Consider the following 17305-nt stretch of genomic DNA (forward strand, 5'->3'; position numbering starts at 1 on the left):
CTTGGTGGTGGGCAGCCCGAAGCTGCCCGTGATCGAGACGGGGAGCCGTACGCCTGGCCGTTGTTGCGGATCGAGGCGCGGATTCCCCGGTAGACCTCGGACCTGACGTCGCGACCCGGCGCCTTCGGTGTCACGCGGGGCGTTGCAGGTCGGGCAGGGCAACGGCGTCGGCGGCCGGCGCGTGTCGCGCTACCGACTCACGGTTGGCGTGGATGTAGAGCTGCTTGCGATCATGGGCCCCCACCGTCTGCGGCTTCGGCTCCGGAAGCCGGTACCGGACCGGGCGCTGGTGCTCCGCGTAGAGCCGTTCCGGGTTGTAAACCCGGGAGAACCGCCAGAGCATCCTGGCGAAGTTGGTCTGCCCGTGGGCGAGGTGCCGGGCGACGAGCCCGGCGGTGCGGGCCAGCGCGACGACGCCGAGGTGCTTGCGGTTGATCACCGCTTGGGTGCGTACCAGCTCCCGATAGAACTCAAGCAGCGGCAGCCGGGTGGGCATGACGGCGTGCTGGATGTCGAAGAGCCGGTAGTCGAAAGTGGTCAGCTTGCGCGACTCGGTGTGCCAGATCTCGGTGCCCGGATATGGTGTCATCACCGACAGGTGGACGATCTCCGGGACGCTCAACGCCCATTCGCGGACCAGGCGGAACTGTTCGCTGTCCCATTGTGGGTCGACGATGAGGTTGATGGCGACCGATAGGTCGAGTTTCCTGGCCTGTTCCAGTGCCCTGATGTTCTCGTCCGGGCTGATGCGTTTACGGAAGAGGTCCAGTCCCTCGGCGTCCAGCGCCTCCATGCCGAGGAACATGTAGTTGAGGCCGAGTCGTTTCCACCGGGCGAACACCTCCGTGTTGCGCAGCAACACGTCGGCCCGGGTCTCCAGGTAGTACTGCTTGCGGATCCGGCGGCGCTCCAGTTGGGCGGCGATGGCGTCGCCGTGCTCCGGGCGGATGAAGGCCACGTCGTCCACGATGAAGATCCCGGGCTCCCTGATCCTGGATATCTCGTCGGCCGCCACCTCCGGGGAGAGTCTGCGGTAGCTGCGGCCGTAGAAGGTCCAGGCCGAGCAGAAGGAACAGTCCCAGGGGCAGCCCCGGGTGAACTCGACCGAGGCCGCGGGGTCCAGCACCCCGATGAAGTAGCGGTTGCGGCGGCGGACGAGGTCCCGCGCCGGGCGCGGGGTGTCGATCGACTCCAGCAGCCGGGGCTGCGGACCGCGCCCCTGCAGGGTGACCGCGCCGGGCGCCTCGTGCGCGGCGCCGTCCCGGGCGGCGGCCAGCAGTGCCACGCTCCCGGTCTCCCCCTCACCCCGCACGACGGCGTCGATCGCGCCGTCGGCCTGGTGCAGGACGTGGTCGGCGACGAACGAGACGGAGTGGCCGCCGACGAAGACGAAGGGCGGCCGACGCCGCTTCTTGACCCAACGGGCCAGGTCGATGATTTCGGGGACGTTCGCCAGGTAATTGAGGCCGAATCCCACGGCGTCCGGCTCGAAATCCAGATATTCCCGGGCCATCTCGGCCAGACTGTGGGTCTGCAGATCGATGAGGCGCACCTCGTGGCCGGCCTCCCTTATCGCCGCGGCCACGCACTCGAGCCCCAACGGCTCCAGCCGGAGAAACAGTTCCGAATACATCAGGACGCTCGGATGCACCAACATGACTTTCATGTCATCCACCCCGTCCGGTCGGTGCCGATCCGCGACTTTTATACTTGCATACCCGACATGGGCGCGGGCGGCGAACGCGATGGTCCGGTGCGGTCGGGATCAGATCCGGGCTGACCACCGGCGGCCCGGCGGGTGGGGCTATCCGCGCGGCGCTGCGGTCGACTCGCGTATCCGGAGCGAAGGGCTGATGACCACGCGGTGCGCCGGGCGCTCGGCATCGGCGAGCCGGTCGGCGACGAGGCGTACGGCGGCGCGCCCGATGGAGCGCCTCGGTGGCCGTACGGCGGTCAGCGGCGGGTTGCCCAGCGCGGCGACCTCGTCGTCGTAGGCCACGATGGACAGATCACGGGGAACGGCGACGAGCCGCTCCTCGCAGCGCTGCACCAGCGCGATCGCCTCGGCGTCGGCGTGCACCAGCAGCGCGGTGGTGCCGGTCGCCTCGCACTGGTCGAGCACGCCGTCCAGCACGGCGTCCCGGTCCGGCGACCGGGCGTCCGGCACCAGCGTCTCCACGGTGGAGTCGGCCGCCATGCCGCACTCCGTGGTCGCCTCGAACCAGCCGCGCCGGACATGCGGACTGGTCGGGCTGTTGCTGTCGAGCACCAAACCGACCCGGCGGTGGCCGAGGGAGCTGAGGTGCCGCACCGCCGTGGCCGCCCCGAGCGCGTGGTCGGTGACCACCGACTCCATCACGGCGTGCGCGGCGCCCACGGTGGCGGTGCGCTCCAGCAGCACGACCGGTACGCCGGCCCGGTGGAGCCACCCGACGGTGCGTTCCGTGCTCGGCGCGTCCATCCGGGGTGCGACGATCAGCCCGTCGACCCCGGTCCGGTCGAGAAGGCGGGCCAGGTGCGGCTGGTCATCCTCGCTCTCGTACGAGGAGCCGCGCAGCACCACCCGCATGTCGAGCTCGCGGGCGGCCTCCTCGGCACCCCGGGCCACCTCCGGCCAGTAGTAGTCGAGCGACGGCACCAGCATGCCGAGGGTGCGCCCACCGAAGCCGTCGGGACCGGCGGCGGGGACGGCGGCGGGGCCGGGGTCGGCCGGCGCTGCGCCGTCGGGCGTGATCAGGGCGACCCCGCCGTGCACCCGCCGGACGAGACCTTCGGCGGCGAGCTGTGCGATGTCGCGGCGGATGGTGACCGCGGCGGCGCCGAGCGCCTGGGACAGGTCGGAGATGCGCAGCGCCCCGTCCCGCTGGAGTGCCTCCAGTAGTTGCTGGCGGCGGGCCACCTGGAGCGGTCCGCGGGCCTCCGGTGTGTCGGCCGGGTTGCCGTGGTGGGTCATCGGGCACCTCCGGGGGTCGCCGCGCGGGCGCGGGCTCCTCGCGGAGGGACCGGCGGCATCGGGCAGGGCGCGCCGTGCCGGCGGGTGTGGGGCGGGGTGGTGGGCATCAGACCTCGCCGAGTTGCGGGATGGCTGTGATCAGTTACGACCATACCAGGTCAACTTCTGATCGGATCTGCTCGTTTCAGTCCAGACATCTTATTGACACGTTCACTTGTGAGCGTTTTACTTCGGAAACCCGGCGGTTGCCTGCCCGACACAACGTCGACACCGCCCCTCCGCCCGCCACCTGGAGTACGGACCGATGCGACAGGACCGCGCGCCACGCCACGCCGCCCCCGCCGACACCTGGGGCCGGTCCGAGCTGGTGGCGCTGGCCGACCGGATGCTCGCCGCCGCCCGGCCGTACGCCTCACCGGGCCATGCCCTGGTCACCTTCCCGGGTCCGACCGGCGGCTACGGGCGCGCGGTCGACGGGCTGGAGGGGTTCGCCCGGACCTTCCTGCTGGCGGGCTTCCGCATCGCCGGCGCCCGGGGCGAGGGCCTGGACGAGCTCGCCGACCGGTACGCGGCCGGGATCGCCGCCGGCACCGATCCGTCCGCCCCGGATCGTTGGGTACGCCTGGACGAGCACGCCCAGGCGAAGGTGGAGGCCGCCTCCCTCGCCCTGGTGCTCGACCTGACCCGCCCCTGGATCTGGGACCGGCTCTCGCCCGCGGTGCGGGAGCGGGTGGTGGACTACCTGGCCCCGGCGGTGGGCGACAGCAGCTATCCGCGGATCAACTGGGTCTGGTTCCGGCTGGTGGTGCAGACCTTCCTCCGCTCGGTGGGCGGCCCGTACTCACCCGACGAGATGGCCGAGGACCTCGCCAGTCACGACAGCTTCGTCCGCGCCGAGGGCTGGATGTCCGACGGTCCCGAGCGCGCCTACGACCACTACGTCGGTTGGGCGCTGCACCTGTACCCGGCGCTCTGGGCCCGGATGGCCGGCGCCACCGACCTGGCCGCCGACCGCCGGGACCGGGACGTGGCGATGCTCGACCGCTTCCTGCGCGACGCGGTGACGCTGGTCGGTGCCGACGGATCCCCGCTGATCCAGGGCCGGAGCCTGGTCTACCGGTTCGCCGTCGCCGCACCGTTCTGGGTCGGCGCCCTCGCCGGGGTGCCCTCGGTCGGCCTCGGGCGGCTGCGCCGGGCCGCCACGGGCATCGTGCGGCACTTCGTCGACCACGGCGCGCCCGACCGGCGGGGCCTGCTCACCCTCGGCTGGCACGGACCGTGGCCGCGACTGGCCCAGTCGTACTCCGGGCCCGGCTCGCCGTACTGGGCCAGCAAGGGCCTGCTCGGCCTCGCGCTGCCCGCGGAGCACCCGGTCTGGACGGCGCCGGAGGAGCCGCTACCGGTCGAGGAGCGGGACGCGGTGCTCGCCGTGCCCGCGCCCGGCTGGCTGGTCTCGGCCACCCGCGCCGACGGCATCGTCCGGATCGTCAACCACGGCACCGACCACGCCGGTGAGGGCGCCACCGTCGCTGACTCCCCTCTCTACGCCCGCCTCGGCTACTCCACCGCGACCACTCCGGTGCTGGACCCGAGTGGCTGGCTCAACCCACTCGACCAGTCGGTCACCCTCGTCGACCTTGCCGGCCGGGCCACCCACCGCGCCGGCATGCGCCTGCTGGCCGTGCGCGTCGACCGCGACGGCGACGGCGACCGCGACGGCGACGGCGACGGCGACGGTGTCTTGGTCGGTGTGGCGGGCTCGCGCGCCCTGGCCCACTGGGTCGAGCCAGATCCCGACCAGCGCGACCACGGCGGCGGTCGGGTGGGCCGGTGCTGGCCGGCCGGGCGGCTCGCGGTCTGGTCGCTGGTGCGCGGTCCCTGGGAGGTGCGGCTGGCCCGGGTGGAGAGCCTGGCCGAGGGCGTGCCGGCGGACGCGCTGCGGCTCCGGGTCGGCGGCTGGGCCGTGGCCGGCGACGCCACGGCAGCGCTGGATGGCGGCCTGGTCCGGATCACGGGGGCGGGCCTGACCAGCCGGCTCGCCAGTGTGCACGGGGGCGGAACGGCCGGCGCCACCACCCTGCCCGACGGCGGGCCGCTGTCCGGCGGGCTGGTGGTGCCCTGGCTGGACCACGCCGTCCGGCCGGGTGAGTGGATCACCGTCCTCGTCGGGCTCTCCACGACGGTCGCGGCCACCGGCCGCACGTGCCGGGTGGTAATCGACGAGGGCATCGACGGTCTCCAGGTGGCGGTCGACTGGCCCGACGGGGCCCGCACCGCGACCCGCCTGGAGACGGATCCTGCCGGGTCCGCCGTTCCGGCGGCCGGGCAGCCCTGCGGGCCCGCACCGGGCCCCCTACCTAAGGAGAAGGGATGAAGCGCGCGATACCGGCCGTGGTCAGTGCCGCGACGGCGCTGGCGCTCGTCCTCGCCGGTTGCAGTGGCGAGGACGAGCCGGTCGACCCCGACGCACCGGTGACGATCACCCTGGCGGGCTGGAGCCTCTCCTCCACGCCCGAGTTCAAGACGCTCGCCGACGGGTTCAAGGCCAGCCACCCGAACGTGACGGTGGAGCTGAAGGAATACGACACGGCCAACTACGACACCCAGATGACCGCCGACCTGGCCGCCGGCACCGCTCCCGACGTCTACGTGCAGAAGAACCTGAAGAACTTCTACACCTACTCGAGCGGCGGCCAGCTGCTCGACGTCTCCGACGCCGCCGCCGACCTCGGCTCGGTCTCCGCGCTCGCGTCCTACCAGGTCGACGGCAAGATGTACGCGATCCCGTACCGGCAGGACTCGTGGGTGCTCTACTACAACAAGGAGCTCTTCGCCAAGGCGAAGGTGCCGCCCCCGGACGGCACCTGGACCTGGGACGACTACGTGACGGCGGCGAAGCAGCTGAGCACCGGGCTCAAGGCGGCCGGCTCGAACGCGAGCGGCACCTACCAGCACGTCTTCCAGTCCACGGTGCAGGGTCTCGCGCTCGCCCAGACGCCCGGGGCGGACCTGCTCTCCGGCAACTTCGACTACCTGAAGCCGTACTACCAGCGGTCGCTGGACCTGCAGGCGGCCGGTGCGCAGCCGACCTTCGGCACCGCCAACACCAACAAGCTCACCTACCAGGCACAGTTCGGCAAGCAGCAGTCGGCGATGATGGTCATGGGCACCTGGTACATCGCCACCCTGCTCAACCAGCGCAAGAGCGGCGACGCCGACACATTCGAGTGGGGCATCGCCCCGGCGCCGCAGTTCGACACCTCCACCACCGGCACCTCCGCCACGCCGGTCACCTTCGGAGACCCGACCGGACTGGGCATCAACCCCAGGATCGACAAGTCGAAGGTCGCCGCCGCCAAGGCCTTCGTCGGCTACGCGGCCAGCGAGGACGCCGCCAAGGCCCTGGCCGGGATCGGCATCACCCCGGCCCGGGTCACCGAGGCGGTCAGCGCCACCCTCTTCGGGCTCGACGGCGTACCGCAGGACGACGTGTCGAAGTTCGCCTACGCCACGCACACGATCAAGCCGGAGAACCCGGTATCGAAGCACACCGCCGGGCTGCAGAACATCCTCAACGAGACGCACTCGGCGATCCTCTCCAACAGCAAGGGCCTGGACGAGGCGATCAACGAGGCGCAGAACCGCGCCAAGAACGAGGTCCTCAACCAGTGAGGCGCTGACCGCCGGCGGGTCCGGTGCGGCACCCTGCGCGCCGGACCCGCCACCCCACGCCGAGACGCTTTCCGGAGACTTCCTATGACAACCATGCCGCGTACGCGGCTGCGGCGCCGGCCGCTGGTGTGGCGCAACACGGTCGCCGGCTGGTCGTTCATCCTGCCGAACTTCCTCGGCTTCGCCCTGCTCACGCTCGTGCCGGTGGCGGTGCTCTTCTACATGGCCTTCACCGACTGGAACGTCTTCGGCGTGGCCAACTGGACCGGCACGGCGAACTTCCGGCGGCTGTGGAACGACGCCAGCTTCTGGACCGCGTTGTGGAACACCGTCTACTACACCGTCTTCCACATCCCGCTGACCATGGTGGCCTCGCTCGGGCTGGCACTGCTGCTCAACCGCAAGCTGCGGGGCGTGCGGTTCTTCCGCACCGTCGCGTTCTTCCCGTACATCACCTCGATCGTGGCGATCGCGGTGGTCTGGAACCAGCTCTTCAGCCCGGAGTACGGGCCGGTCAACGCCTTTCTCGGCGCCGTCGGCGTGACGAACCCGCCCGGCTGGACGACCTCGGCGGACTGGTCGATGCCGGCCGTCATCATCGTCGGCACCTGGCGCTACATGGGCTACTACATGCTGCTCTTCCTGGCCGGCCTGCAGACCATCCCGGCGCAGCTCTACGAGGCCGCCCAGATCGACGGCGCCACCGCCTGGCAGCGGTTCGTGCACGTGACGATCCCCGGACTGCGGCACACCACGTTCTTCGTCACCGTGATCCTCACGATCGAGAGCTTCAAGGTCTTCGACCTCATCCTGGTGATGACCGAGGGCGGCCCCGGGCAGTCCACGCTGGTGCTGTCGCAGTACATCTACCAGAAGGGCTTCATGGAGAACCAGTTCGGCTACGCCTCGGCCGTCTCCATCGTGCTCTTCGCGCTCTGCTTCGGGGTCACGGTCGTCCAATTCTTGATCAATAAGCGGAGGAACGCCTGATGACCGCGACCGAGGCCCCCGCGCCCCCCGCCGGCATCACCGTCCCCGGTCGCGTCCGGCCACCGGGCCGTCGCGCCCCGTCGCGGGGCTGGCGGCTGGTCGGCTACGCCGTCCTCGCCGGATCGGCCGCCGCGCTGCTGCTGCCGTTCTACTGGATGGTCGTGTCGTCGTTGAAGACCAACAACGACGTCTTCACCATCCCCATCACCTGGCTGCCGGACCCGGTGGTCTGGCGCAACTACCTCGACATCTGGCAGCGCTCGGAGATGACGACCTGGCTGGGCAACACCCTGCTGCTCTCGGTCATCGTCACCTTCCTGCAGGTCTTCACCGGCAGCTTCGCCGCGTACGGCTTCGCCCGGGTCCGCTTTCCCGGCCGCAACCTGCTCTTCCTGGCGTACGTCGGCACCATCGCGGTGCCGTGGCAGTCGTACATGATCCCGCAGTTCATCCTGATGTCGAAGCTGCACCTGTCGAACACGCTCTGGGCGATCGTCGCGCTGCAGGCGTTCGGCGCGTTCGGCGTCTTCCTGATGAAGCAGTTCTACGAGACCATCCCGGAGGAGCTGAGCGAGTCGGCGCGGGTCGACGGGCTCACCGAGTTCGGCATCTACCGCCGGATCATGCTGCCGCTCTCCCGGCCGGCACTGGCCAGCCTGACCCTGCTCACCTTCGTCACCACCTGGAACGACTACCTCGGCCCGTTGATCTATCTGCGCAGCCCCGAGCTGCGCACCGTCCAGTTGGGACTGCGCACGTTCATCTCGCAGTACAACGCCGAGTACGCGCTGATCATGACGGGTTCCGTGCTCTCGGTGCTGCCGGTGGCGGTCATCTTCCTGCTCGGGCAGCGGTATTTCGTCGAGGGCATCGCCTCGACCGGACTGAAGGGGTGAGGCCGTGCGACCACGTCACCACACCATCGCCGCCGTCTTCGACGGTGCGTACGTCGCCCTGGTCAGCAACGTGCTGCTGGTGCTCGGCAGCCTGCCGCTGGTCGTGCTGCTCTTCACCACCGACCCGGCGCGTTCCTGGCCGCTGTACGCGCTGACCGCGCCGCTCTGCGCTCCCGGGCTCTGCGGCGTCTTCGCGGTGATGTCCGGTTACTCGTCGGGGGAGGGCGGAAGCGTGCTGCGCAGGTACGGCCGCGCCTGGCGCGCCGCCGCCCGGCCGGCCACGCTCTGGGCCGCCGGAGCGAGCGCCGTGCTGGTCGTCCTCGGTGTCGACGCGTACGCCCTCTGGGGCCACCGGGCCGGCGCGCTCGCCCTGCCCGTCCTGGTCGTGCTCGCCGTCCTCACCGCCGGCACCGGGCTGCTCGGGCTGGTGGTGATCGCCGAGCGGCCCGGCGCGCGGCTGCCCGACGTGGCCCGCGCCTGCCTCTACCTGGCGGTGCGCCGGTGGTACCTCACCGCCGCCTCCCTACTGGTCCTCGGGCTGCTCGGGCAGCTTCTCGCGGCCCGACCCGCGATCGCGCTCGGCCTCGCCGCCGCGCCGCTGCTCTACGTGGTCTGGGCCAACAGCCGCTTCACCCTGCGCACCGCCCTCGACCCGCCGACGACCGCCCCGACGACCGCCTGACCGCCCGGTAGCGAGCCGGCACCCGCCGGCACCCGCCCGGACACACGAGGGAGACAGAGCAACCATGACGGCGACCGACGTCCGTCCCAGCCCCGACGCCGGCGCGACCGCGCACGCCGTGGCGACCGCGCTCCGCACCATCGGCAGGAACATCGACGATCTCGGCGACCGGTATCCGGCGGACACCACCGCCGGCAACCGCTACCCGCTGCGACCGCCGGCCGGCGGCCTGCCGCAGGGGTCCAACGTCGGCTGGACCACGAGCTTCTGGCCGGGCATGCTCTGGCTGGCGTACGACCTGACCGGCGAGGAGCGCTACCGGCACGCGGCGCTGTCGCACGTGGACAGCTTCGCCGACCGGCTCGACCGCGGCATCGACCTGGACACCCACGACCTCGGCTTCCTCTACACGCTCGCCTGCGTGACCCCGGCCCGCCGGGCCGGCCACCGGCGGGCCCGGAGCGCCGCACTCGCCGCCGCCGACCACCTGATGACCCGGGTCCTCGAACCGGCCGGGATCATCCAGGCCTGGGGCGACCTGGACGATCCCCGGCAGCGCGGTCGCACGATCATCGACAGCCTGATGAACACGCCGTTGCTCTTCTGGGCCAGCGACGCCACCGGTGACCACCGCTACGCCGCCGCCGCACGCCGGCACGCCGCCCAGCTCCGCGCGCACATCCTGCGCCCGGACGGCACCACCTTCCACACCTACTACTGGGACGCGGAGACCGGGGCGCCGCTGCGGGGGGAGACCGAGCAGGGGCACGCCGACCACTCCTGCTGGGCCCGGGGGCAGGCGTGGGGAATCTACGGATTCAGCCTCAACCACCGGCACACCGGCGATCCGGCGCTGCTCGCGGCGGCGCGTACCTGCGCCGACTACTTTCTCGACCACCTTCCCGCGGACCGGGTCGCCTACTGGGACCTGGAGTTCGGCGACGGCAGCGGCCAGGAGCGGGACAGCTCGGCCGCGGCCATCGCCGCCTGCGGGCTGGTCGAGCTCGCCGACAACCTCGCCGACCGGGCCGACGCATACCGGGCCGACGCCGACCGCTACCGCACGGCGGCCGGGCAGATCCTGCACTCGCTCATCGACGGCTACGCCACCGCCGGTCACGGCGATGACCGGCAGCGGGGCCCGGAGGCGCTGCTCCGGCACGGCGTCTACGACAAACCCAAGGGGATCGGCGTGGACGAGGGCAACCTCTGGGGCGACTACTTCTATCTGGAGGCACTGACCCGCGCCACCGTCCCCGGCTGGTCCAGCCCCTGGTCCAGCCCTCGGTGACCGCCCTCGTCGAGACGGCCCCGGCATCCGACGCGACCGACGTACACCTGTGAGGAAGGCATGATGGACTACCGGTACCACTGCACGATCCCGGCCGACGCGGGCTGCAACAGCCTGCCCGTCAACCCCTGCCGGCTGCTCGACTTCAACCTGCTCAGGCTCGCCGCCGGCGAGTCCTGGAGCGCCGAATCCGGCGACCGGGAGATCCTCGCCGTCATCCTCGGCGGCACGGCGGACTTCACGGTCGCCGGCCGGCGCTTCGCCGGGGTCGGCGGGCGGCCGGACGTCTTCTCCGGCAAGCCCTACTCCGTCTACGTCCCCGCCGGCTCCACCCTCGCCGTCGAGGCGGTCACCGACCTGGAGGTCGCGCTGCCCAGCGCGCCCAGCGAGCTCACCACCGACCCGTACGTCGTCGCGCCCGAGCAGGTGGTCGGCGGCCGGTGGGGGGCGGCCAACTTCGGCCGTACCTACCACCAGATCCTCACCGAGATCTCCCAGCCGGAGCTGCCGGCCCGCCGGCTCATCGTCGGGGAGACCTACACCCCCTCCGGCAACTGGAGCACCTATCCGCCGCACCGGCACAAGGTCGACGACCTGCCCGCCGAGGCCGCGCACGAGGAGATGTACTACTACCGGGTCAGCCCGGCGGACGGCTTCGGGATCAGCCGCGTCTACACCGACGAGGGGTACGAGGAGAACGTCACCATCCGCGACCACGTGATGCAGATGATGCCGGAGGGCTACCACACCGTGGTCAGCGCGCCCGGCTACACCACCTACTTCCTGTGGTTCCTCGCCGGCACCCAGCGCACCCAGGGTGCCCGGGAGGACGCCGCGCTGGCCTGGGTCGGCCAGACCGTTCCGACGCTGCGCGGCCTGGGCCTGTGACGATGGTCCTGGACAGCTTCCGGCTCGACGGCCGCGTCGCCCTCGTCACCGGCGGCAATCGGGGCATCGGGCAGGCGCTCGCAATCGCCCTGGCGCAGGCCGGCGCCGACGTCGCGCTGCTCGGCCGCACCCGTCCGGCCGAGACCGTCGCCCGGGTGGCGGCGCTCGGCCGGCGGGCGCTCGCCGTACCCGTCGATCTCGCCACCGCCGGCCCGGACGACCTCGCCGGCGCGGTGTCGAGGGCGGCCGACGAACTCGGCCGCCTCGACATCCTGGTGAACAACGCCGGCATCATCCGCCGCTCCGCGGCGGTCGCGCACCCGCCCGAGGACTGGGCCGCGGTGCTCCGGGTCGACCTCGACGCGGTGTTCCAGCTCTGCCAGGGGGCCGGCCGGATCATGCTCAGCCAGCGGCACGGGAAGATCGTCAACGTGGCGTCGATGCTCTCCTACCAGGGCGGGATCCGCGTGCCGTCGTACGCCGCGGCCAAGCACGCCGTCGTGGGGCTCACCAGGGCGCTGGCCAACGAGTGGGCCGCCACCGGGGTGAACGTCAACGCCATCGCCCCCGGCTACATCGCCACCGACAACACCGCACCGCTGCGCGCCGACGCCGACCGGGAGGCCGCGATCCGGGAGCGGATCCCGGCCGGTCGCTGGGGGGTGCCCGACGACCTGACGGGCGCCGTGGTCTTCCTCGCCTCCGACGCGGCGCGGTACGTGCACGGCGCCGTCCTTGCGGTGGACGGAGGCTGGCTCGCCCGATAGGAGTGGACGCCTCGTGGAGACGGATCGGCTGTTCAGCGCGCAGCGCCAGGAGCGACTGCTCGCCGAGCTTCGCGGGCACGGTGCCGTGCGGGTACGCGACCTCGCCCGCGACCTCGGCGTGAGCGAGCTGACCATCCGCCGCGACATCGCCGCGCTGGCCGAACGCGGTCTCGTCGCCAAGGTCCACGGCGGGGCAACGCTGCCGTCCCAGAGTTCCGCCGCCGGCCCGCCCCGACGTGCCGCCGCGACGCGCTTCACGGTCGGCATGGTCGTTCCCTCGCTCGACTTCTACTGGCCGCTCGTCGTGGCCGGGGCGCGCGCCGCGGCGGCGGCGCTCGGCGTCGCCGTCCAGTTGCGCGGTTCGAGTTACGACCCGGCGGAGGACCGCCGGCAGATCGGCCGGCTCGTCGACGCCCAGCAGGTCCAGGGCCTGCTCCTGGCGCCGAGCCTGGAGGGTGACGACGCCGCCGAGATCCTCGACTGGATCGGTCGGCTCGCGGTGCCGACCATTCTCGTCGAACGCCAGCCGCGCCGGTGGACGCCGACGACCCGGCACATCGAGTGGGTACGCAGCGACCACGCGCTCGGCCTCGAGATCGCCGTCTACCACCTCCGGCACCAGGGGCACCGGCGCATCGGTCTCGTGCTGGCACAGGGGAGCCCGACGTCGGCACACCTGCGGGACGCCTGGCGGGCGGTCGTGGCCGACGCCGCCGTCCCGGGCCCGGAGGCGATCATGCTCGACGCTCCGGGGGAGCGGGACGCCGTCCACCGGATCCTCCGGGAGTGCCGGCACTCGAAGACCACCGCCCTGATCGTGCACAGCGACCCGCACGCCATCGCCGTGGCCCAGCACTGTGCCGAGGTCGGCATCGCCGTTCCCGGTGACCTGGCGATCGTCTCCTACGACGACGAGATCGCCCACCTCGGTGATCCCACCCTCACCGCCATCCGGCCGCCGAAGAGCTCCGTCGGCCGGCTTGCCGTCGAGCTGATGGTCTCCCGCCTGCTCGACGGGGAGCGCCGACCGGCACACCGGGTGCTCCTCGCCCCCGAGCTTGTCGTCCGGGGCTCGTCGCTGCGCTTGTCACCGATGCGCTAGAAGATGCGCTAGAAACGGCAGCCGCCATCCGTGGACCGACCGTCAGGCAATCGTCAGCTTCGCGGGGGCGGGCCGTCAGGCACGGGCGGTGTGCTGGGACTCCCTGATCCACGACCGCTGGGAGTTCGCCCTCATGGCCGCACTGCTCTACCGGCTTGGTGCCTGGACCTACCGGCGCCGCCGGATCGTCCTGGTGGGCTGGCTGGCCGTCCTTGTCGCCGCCGGAACGCTCGCCGCCACCGCCGGTGGCACGTACGAGGACGACTTCTCGATCCCCGGCTCGCGTGCCCAGCAGACCCTGGACACCGTCGACCGGCAGTTCCCCGCCTCCGCGGGCACCTCCGCGCAGGTGGTGTTCGTCGCGCCCGCCGGCCAGCAGGTCGTCGAGCAGCGGGCCGTCATCGGGCGGACCCTCGCCGCCGCGGCGGAGGCACCGCAGGTTGCCGGGGTCGCCGACCCGTTCACCGCGGGAATGGTCTCGCCGGACGGTCGTACCGCCCTGGCCCGCGTCGACTACCGCGAGGAGAGCGTCGAACTGGCGGCCGGCACCCTCGACGCGCTGGAGGGGGTGTTCCAGCCGGCCCGCGATGCCGGGCTGCGGGTGGAGGTCGGCGGGCCGGCGTACGCCGACGGCTCCGGCGAGGGTGGCGACGGCACCGAGGCACTGGGGTTGCTGATCGCGCTGGTCGTCCTGGTCATCACGTTCGGCTCCCTGGTGGCGGCCGGGCTGCCGCTGCTGACCGCGCTGCTCGGGGTAGGGGTGAGCGTCGCCGGCCTGGCCGCGGTCGCGGGCGTGCTGACCGTGCCGACGACCGCGCCCGCCATGGCGCTCATGCTCGGCCTGGCGGTCGGCGTCGACTACGCGCTGTTCATCGTCGCGCGGCATCGGTCACAGCTGGCCTCCGGCACGCCGGTGGCCGAGTCCGTGGCCCGTGCGATCGGCACGGCCGGTACCGCCGTGGTCTTCGCCGGCCTCACCGTGGTCATCGCCCTGGCCGGGTTGACCGTCGTCCGGATCCCGTTCCTGACCGCGATGGGACTGGCCGCGGCCGCCGCCGTGATCGTCGCGGTGCTGGTGGCGGTCACCCTGGTTCCGGCTCTGCTCGGCTTCGCCGGGCACCGGCTGCGCCCGAAGCCCGGCTCGCGGGCCGGCCGGCGGGAGGCGGACGACGGCCGGGATTCCGTGGGTGCGCGCTGGGTCCGGCTGGTCACCCGCCGTCCGCTGGTCACCACGCTCGCGGTCGTCGCGGCGCTCGGCATGATGGCCGTGCCGGCGGCGGGGCTGCGGCTCGCGCTCACCGACAACGGGTCCGCTCCGGCGGCCAGCACGCAGCGGCAGGCGTACGACCTGACGGCCGCCGCGTTCGGACCGGGCTTCAACGGCCCGCTGCTGGTCCTGGCCGACCTGGGCGACGACGGCGACACGCGGGCCGCTGCCACCTCACTGGCCGACAGGCTCGGCGCGGTGGACGGGGTGGCCGTCGTCGGACGCCCGCAACTCTCCGCCGACGGCCGGTACGCGCTGCTGACGGTGATCCCCGAGACCGGGCCGCAGGAGGAGCGGACCGAACGGTTGGTGACCGCCCTCGAGGCGGTGGGCGGCGAGTCCGTCGGGGTCACCGGTACGACCGCCTTCGGCATCGACATCTCCGAGCTGCTGAGCGCCTCCCTCGTGCCCTTTGCCCTGGTCGTCGTGGGGCTGGCCGTCCTGCTGCTGATGGTGGCCTTCCGGTCGCTGGTGGTGCCGCTGACGGCGGCGCTGGGCTTCCTGCTCTCGGTCGGCGCGACGCTGGGCGCCGTGGTCGCGGTCTTCCAGTGGGGCTGGCTCGCCGACCTGGTCGGGGTCTCGCGCACCGGGCCGGTGATCAGCTTCATGCCGATCATCCTCATGGCGGTGATGTTCGGCCTGGCGATGGACTACGAGGTCTTCCTGGTCAGCCGCATGCACGAGGAGTACGCCCACAGCCGCGATCCGAGACGCGCGATCGTCCGGGGCTTCCGGGCCTCGGCACGCGTGGTCGCGGCGGCCGCCCTGATCATGATCTCGGTCTTCGCGAGCTTCATCCCGGCCGGTGACGCCACGCTCACGCCGATCGCCTTCGCGCTCGCGGTCGGCGTCCTGCTGGATGCGTTCCTGATCCGGATGACGCTCGTGCCGGCGGTGCTGGCGCTGGCCCGGCACGGCGCCTGGTGGCTGCCGGGATGGCTGGACCGGGTGCTGCCGGACCTGGATCTGGAGGGCGCGCGGCTCACCAGGCCCGCGCAGGAGCGCGGCGACGTCCCGGCCAGGGTGGTGTGATAGGCGACGTGGACCGCATTCTGGTGGTGGACGACGACCCGGGTCTGCGGGAACTGCTGCTCTCCGCGCTGCGGTTCGCGGGGTTCGAGGTCGAGGCGGCCGGGGACGTACCGGCCGCCCTGGCCGCGATCGGCGTGCGCCCGCCCGACGCGATCGTGCTGGACGTGATGCTGCCCGGCACGGACGGCTTCGACCTGCTGCACCTGCTGCGCTCCCGGGGCGTCCACGTGCCGGTGATGTTCCTGACCGCCCGCGACGAGCTGGACGACCGGGTGCGCGGGCTGCGCCTGGGCGGCGACGACTACCTCACCAAGCCGTTCGACGTGGTGGAGCTCGCCGCACGGCTGGAGGCGCTGCTGCGGCGTTCCCGCCGCGTGCCGCCGGCGGTGCCGGAGGGGGTGTTGCGCTGCGGCGACCTGGAGATGGACGAGCCCCGGCATGTGGTGACCCGGGGCGGGCGCCCGGTGGAGCTTTCCCCCACCGAGTTCCGGCTGCTGCGCTACCTGCTGGCCAACGCCGGGCGGGTGGTCTCCAAGGCGCAGATCCTGGAGCACGTCTGGCAGTACGACTTCGGCGGCGACGCGGGTGTGGTCGAGCGCTTCGTCTCCAACCTGCGTAGCAAGATCGACTTCGGCGGGCCGTCGCTGATCCATACGGTGCGGGGGTTCGGCTACAGCCTGCGGCCGGTGCGGCAGTGAGGCGTTCCTCCCGGTGGCGGCTGGCCCTCATCCTGCTGCTCGCCGGGCCGGAGGCCGCGGTCGCCGCCGCGGTCAGGCAGGCCTTCGACGCCCGGCGGCGGGCCGAGGAGCGGCTGCGTAGCTTCGTCGCGGACGCCAGCCACGAGCTGCGCACCCCGCTGGCGACCATGCACGGCTGGATCGACCTGTACGTCCAGGGCGGCCTGCGCGACCCCGAGCAGCTCGACCGCGCCATGGAACGGATGCAGGCCGAGGTGGGCAGGATGCGGCTGCTCGTCGACGAGTTGGCGCTGCTGGCCCAGCTCGACGCGGCCCGGCCGCTCAACCGCGGTCCGGTGGATGTGGTGGCGCTGGCCGGTGAGGTGGTGGACGACGCCCGGGTGGTCAGCGCCGACCGAACCATCACCCTGGAAGGGGTGGCGGAGGCGGTCGTCGACGGGGACGGCCCGCGCATCCAGCAGGTGCTCCGCAACCTCGTCGGCAACGCGGTGCAGCACACCCGGTCCGGCACGCCGGTCACGGTCACCGTCAGCTTCCAGGACGGGAACGTGCTGCTTGCGGTGCGCGACGAAGGTGACGGGATCGCACCCGAGCATCTGCCGCACGTCTTCGAGCGCTTCTACCGCGCCGACCCCAGCCGCAGCCGCGACAGCGGTGCCTCGTCGGGGCTGGGTCTGGCCATCGTGGAGGCGATCGTGGCGGCGCACGGCGGCACGGCCGGGGTCACCTCGGTGCCCGGGGTGGGCACCACCGTCCGGGTCACCCTGCCGGTGGCAGCTCCCGCGCGTCCGGCCTTCGGGGATTAATGTTCGTGTATGTATCTTTCTGAATGAGTCGGTTCGAACCGTGGTGTCCGCAGCTCCGCTCGACTACCAAAGGGTTACCCGCGAGGCGGACCGACGCCCGTTGCGGGCCTGCCGCATCCGCTCGGCGGCACCGCCCGCGACGGCCCGGCGGATCTGTCCCGACCACCCCGGCGGTGGCCGGTCTCCGTCGCCGCGACAGGTTCCACCACCAACGGAAAGGACGACCGCAGTGAGAGCTACGAGACGCCCTGCGTCCCTCGG

At 72.2% G+C, this 17305-nt stretch carries 14 protein-coding genes; 12 read left to right on the forward strand and 2 right to left on the reverse strand.

Annotated elements, in window-relative coordinates:
• Positions 1–130: 130 nt before the first annotated feature.
• Together hpnR and ACN28C_RS18305 are read right to left on the reverse strand one after the other, a co-directional pair.
• On the reverse strand, positions 131–1666 hold the full coding sequence (hpnR, locus tag ACN28C_RS18300; protein ID WP_422768753.1) for a hopanoid C-3 methylase HpnR: 1536 nt from the start codon (positions 1664–1666) through the stop codon (positions 131–133).
• Between the two features lie 138 nt (positions 1667–1804).
• The gene (locus ACN28C_RS18305) at positions 1805–2953 is read right to left on the reverse strand and encodes a substrate-binding domain-containing protein (protein ID WP_422768754.1); all 1149 of its coding nucleotides are present in this window, start codon (positions 2951–2953) and stop codon (positions 1805–1807) included.
• Positions 2954–3257: 304 nt separating this feature from the next.
• Between ACN28C_RS18305 and ACN28C_RS18310 the strand changes: the two genes are divergently transcribed.
• The 12 genes from ACN28C_RS18310 to ACN28C_RS18365 all read left to right on the forward strand — a co-directional run bounded on the left by ACN28C_RS18310 (position 3258) and on the right by ACN28C_RS18365 (position 17044).
• The gene (locus ACN28C_RS18310) at positions 3258–5327 is read left to right on the forward strand and encodes a DUF2264 domain-containing protein (RefSeq protein ID WP_422768755.1); all 2070 of its coding nucleotides are present in this window, start codon (positions 3258–3260) and stop codon (positions 5325–5327) included.
• Positions 5324–6625, forward strand: coding sequence for an ABC transporter substrate-binding protein (locus ACN28C_RS18315; protein WP_422768756.1), 1302 nt, complete (start codon positions 5324–5326; stop codon positions 6623–6625). The genes ACN28C_RS18310 and ACN28C_RS18315 overlap by 4 nt, the downstream gene beginning before the upstream one ends.
• An 84-nt stretch (positions 6626–6709) precedes the next feature.
• Positions 6710–7615, forward strand: coding sequence for a carbohydrate ABC transporter permease (locus ACN28C_RS18320; protein ID WP_422768757.1), 906 nt, complete (start codon positions 6710–6712; stop codon positions 7613–7615).
• Positions 7615–8511: a carbohydrate ABC transporter permease gene (locus ACN28C_RS18325; protein WP_422768758.1), complete on the forward strand. Its 897-nt coding sequence runs from the start codon at positions 7615–7617 to the stop codon at positions 8509–8511. The genes ACN28C_RS18320 and ACN28C_RS18325 overlap by 1 nt, the downstream gene beginning before the upstream one ends.
• A 4-nt stretch (positions 8512–8515) precedes the next feature.
• Positions 8516–9193: a hypothetical protein gene (locus ACN28C_RS18330; protein ID WP_422768759.1), complete on the forward strand. Its 678-nt coding sequence runs from the start codon at positions 8516–8518 to the stop codon at positions 9191–9193.
• A 64-nt stretch (positions 9194–9257) separates the two neighbouring features.
• Positions 9258–10484: a glycoside hydrolase family 88 protein gene (locus ACN28C_RS18335; protein WP_422768760.1), complete on the forward strand. Its 1227-nt coding sequence runs from the start codon at positions 9258–9260 to the stop codon at positions 10482–10484.
• A 60-nt stretch (positions 10485–10544) separates the two neighbouring features.
• A complete protein-coding gene (iolB, locus tag ACN28C_RS18340; RefSeq protein WP_422768761.1) occupies positions 10545–11372 on the forward strand; it encodes a 5-deoxy-glucuronate isomerase in 828 nt (275 codons plus the stop codon).
• A gap of 2 nt (positions 11373–11374) precedes the next feature.
• On the forward strand, positions 11375–12139 hold the full coding sequence (gene kduD / locus ACN28C_RS18345) for a 2-dehydro-3-deoxy-D-gluconate 5-dehydrogenase KduD (protein WP_422774729.1): 765 nt from the start codon (positions 11375–11377) through the stop codon (positions 12137–12139).
• Positions 12140–12152: 13 nt separating this feature from the next.
• On the forward strand, positions 12153–13241 hold the full coding sequence (locus ACN28C_RS18350) for a substrate-binding domain-containing protein (protein ID WP_422768762.1): 1089 nt from the start codon (positions 12153–12155) through the stop codon (positions 13239–13241).
• 88 nt (positions 13242–13329) lie between these two features.
• On the forward strand, positions 13330–15540 hold the full coding sequence (locus ACN28C_RS18355) for an MMPL family transporter (protein ID WP_422768763.1): 2211 nt from the start codon (positions 13330–13332) through the stop codon (positions 15538–15540).
• Complete coding sequence (locus tag ACN28C_RS18360; RefSeq protein ID WP_422768764.1) at positions 15444–16238, forward strand: response regulator transcription factor; 795 nt, start codon at positions 15444–15446, stop codon at positions 16236–16238. The genes ACN28C_RS18355 and ACN28C_RS18360 overlap by 97 nt, the downstream gene beginning before the upstream one ends.
• Positions 16235–17044 carry a sensor histidine kinase gene (locus tag ACN28C_RS18365; protein ID WP_422768765.1) on the forward strand — a complete coding sequence of 270 codons (810 nt, stop codon included), beginning with the start codon at positions 16235–16237 and terminating at the stop codon, positions 17042–17044. Before ACN28C_RS18360 ends, ACN28C_RS18365 begins: the two co-directional genes overlap by 4 nt.
• Positions 17045–17305 lie beyond the last annotated feature (261 nt).

Origin of the sequence: Plantactinospora sp. WMMC1484, from assembly GCF_049315195.1 — a bacterium.
GTDB lineage: Bacteria > Actinomycetota > Actinomycetes > Mycobacteriales > Micromonosporaceae > Plantactinospora.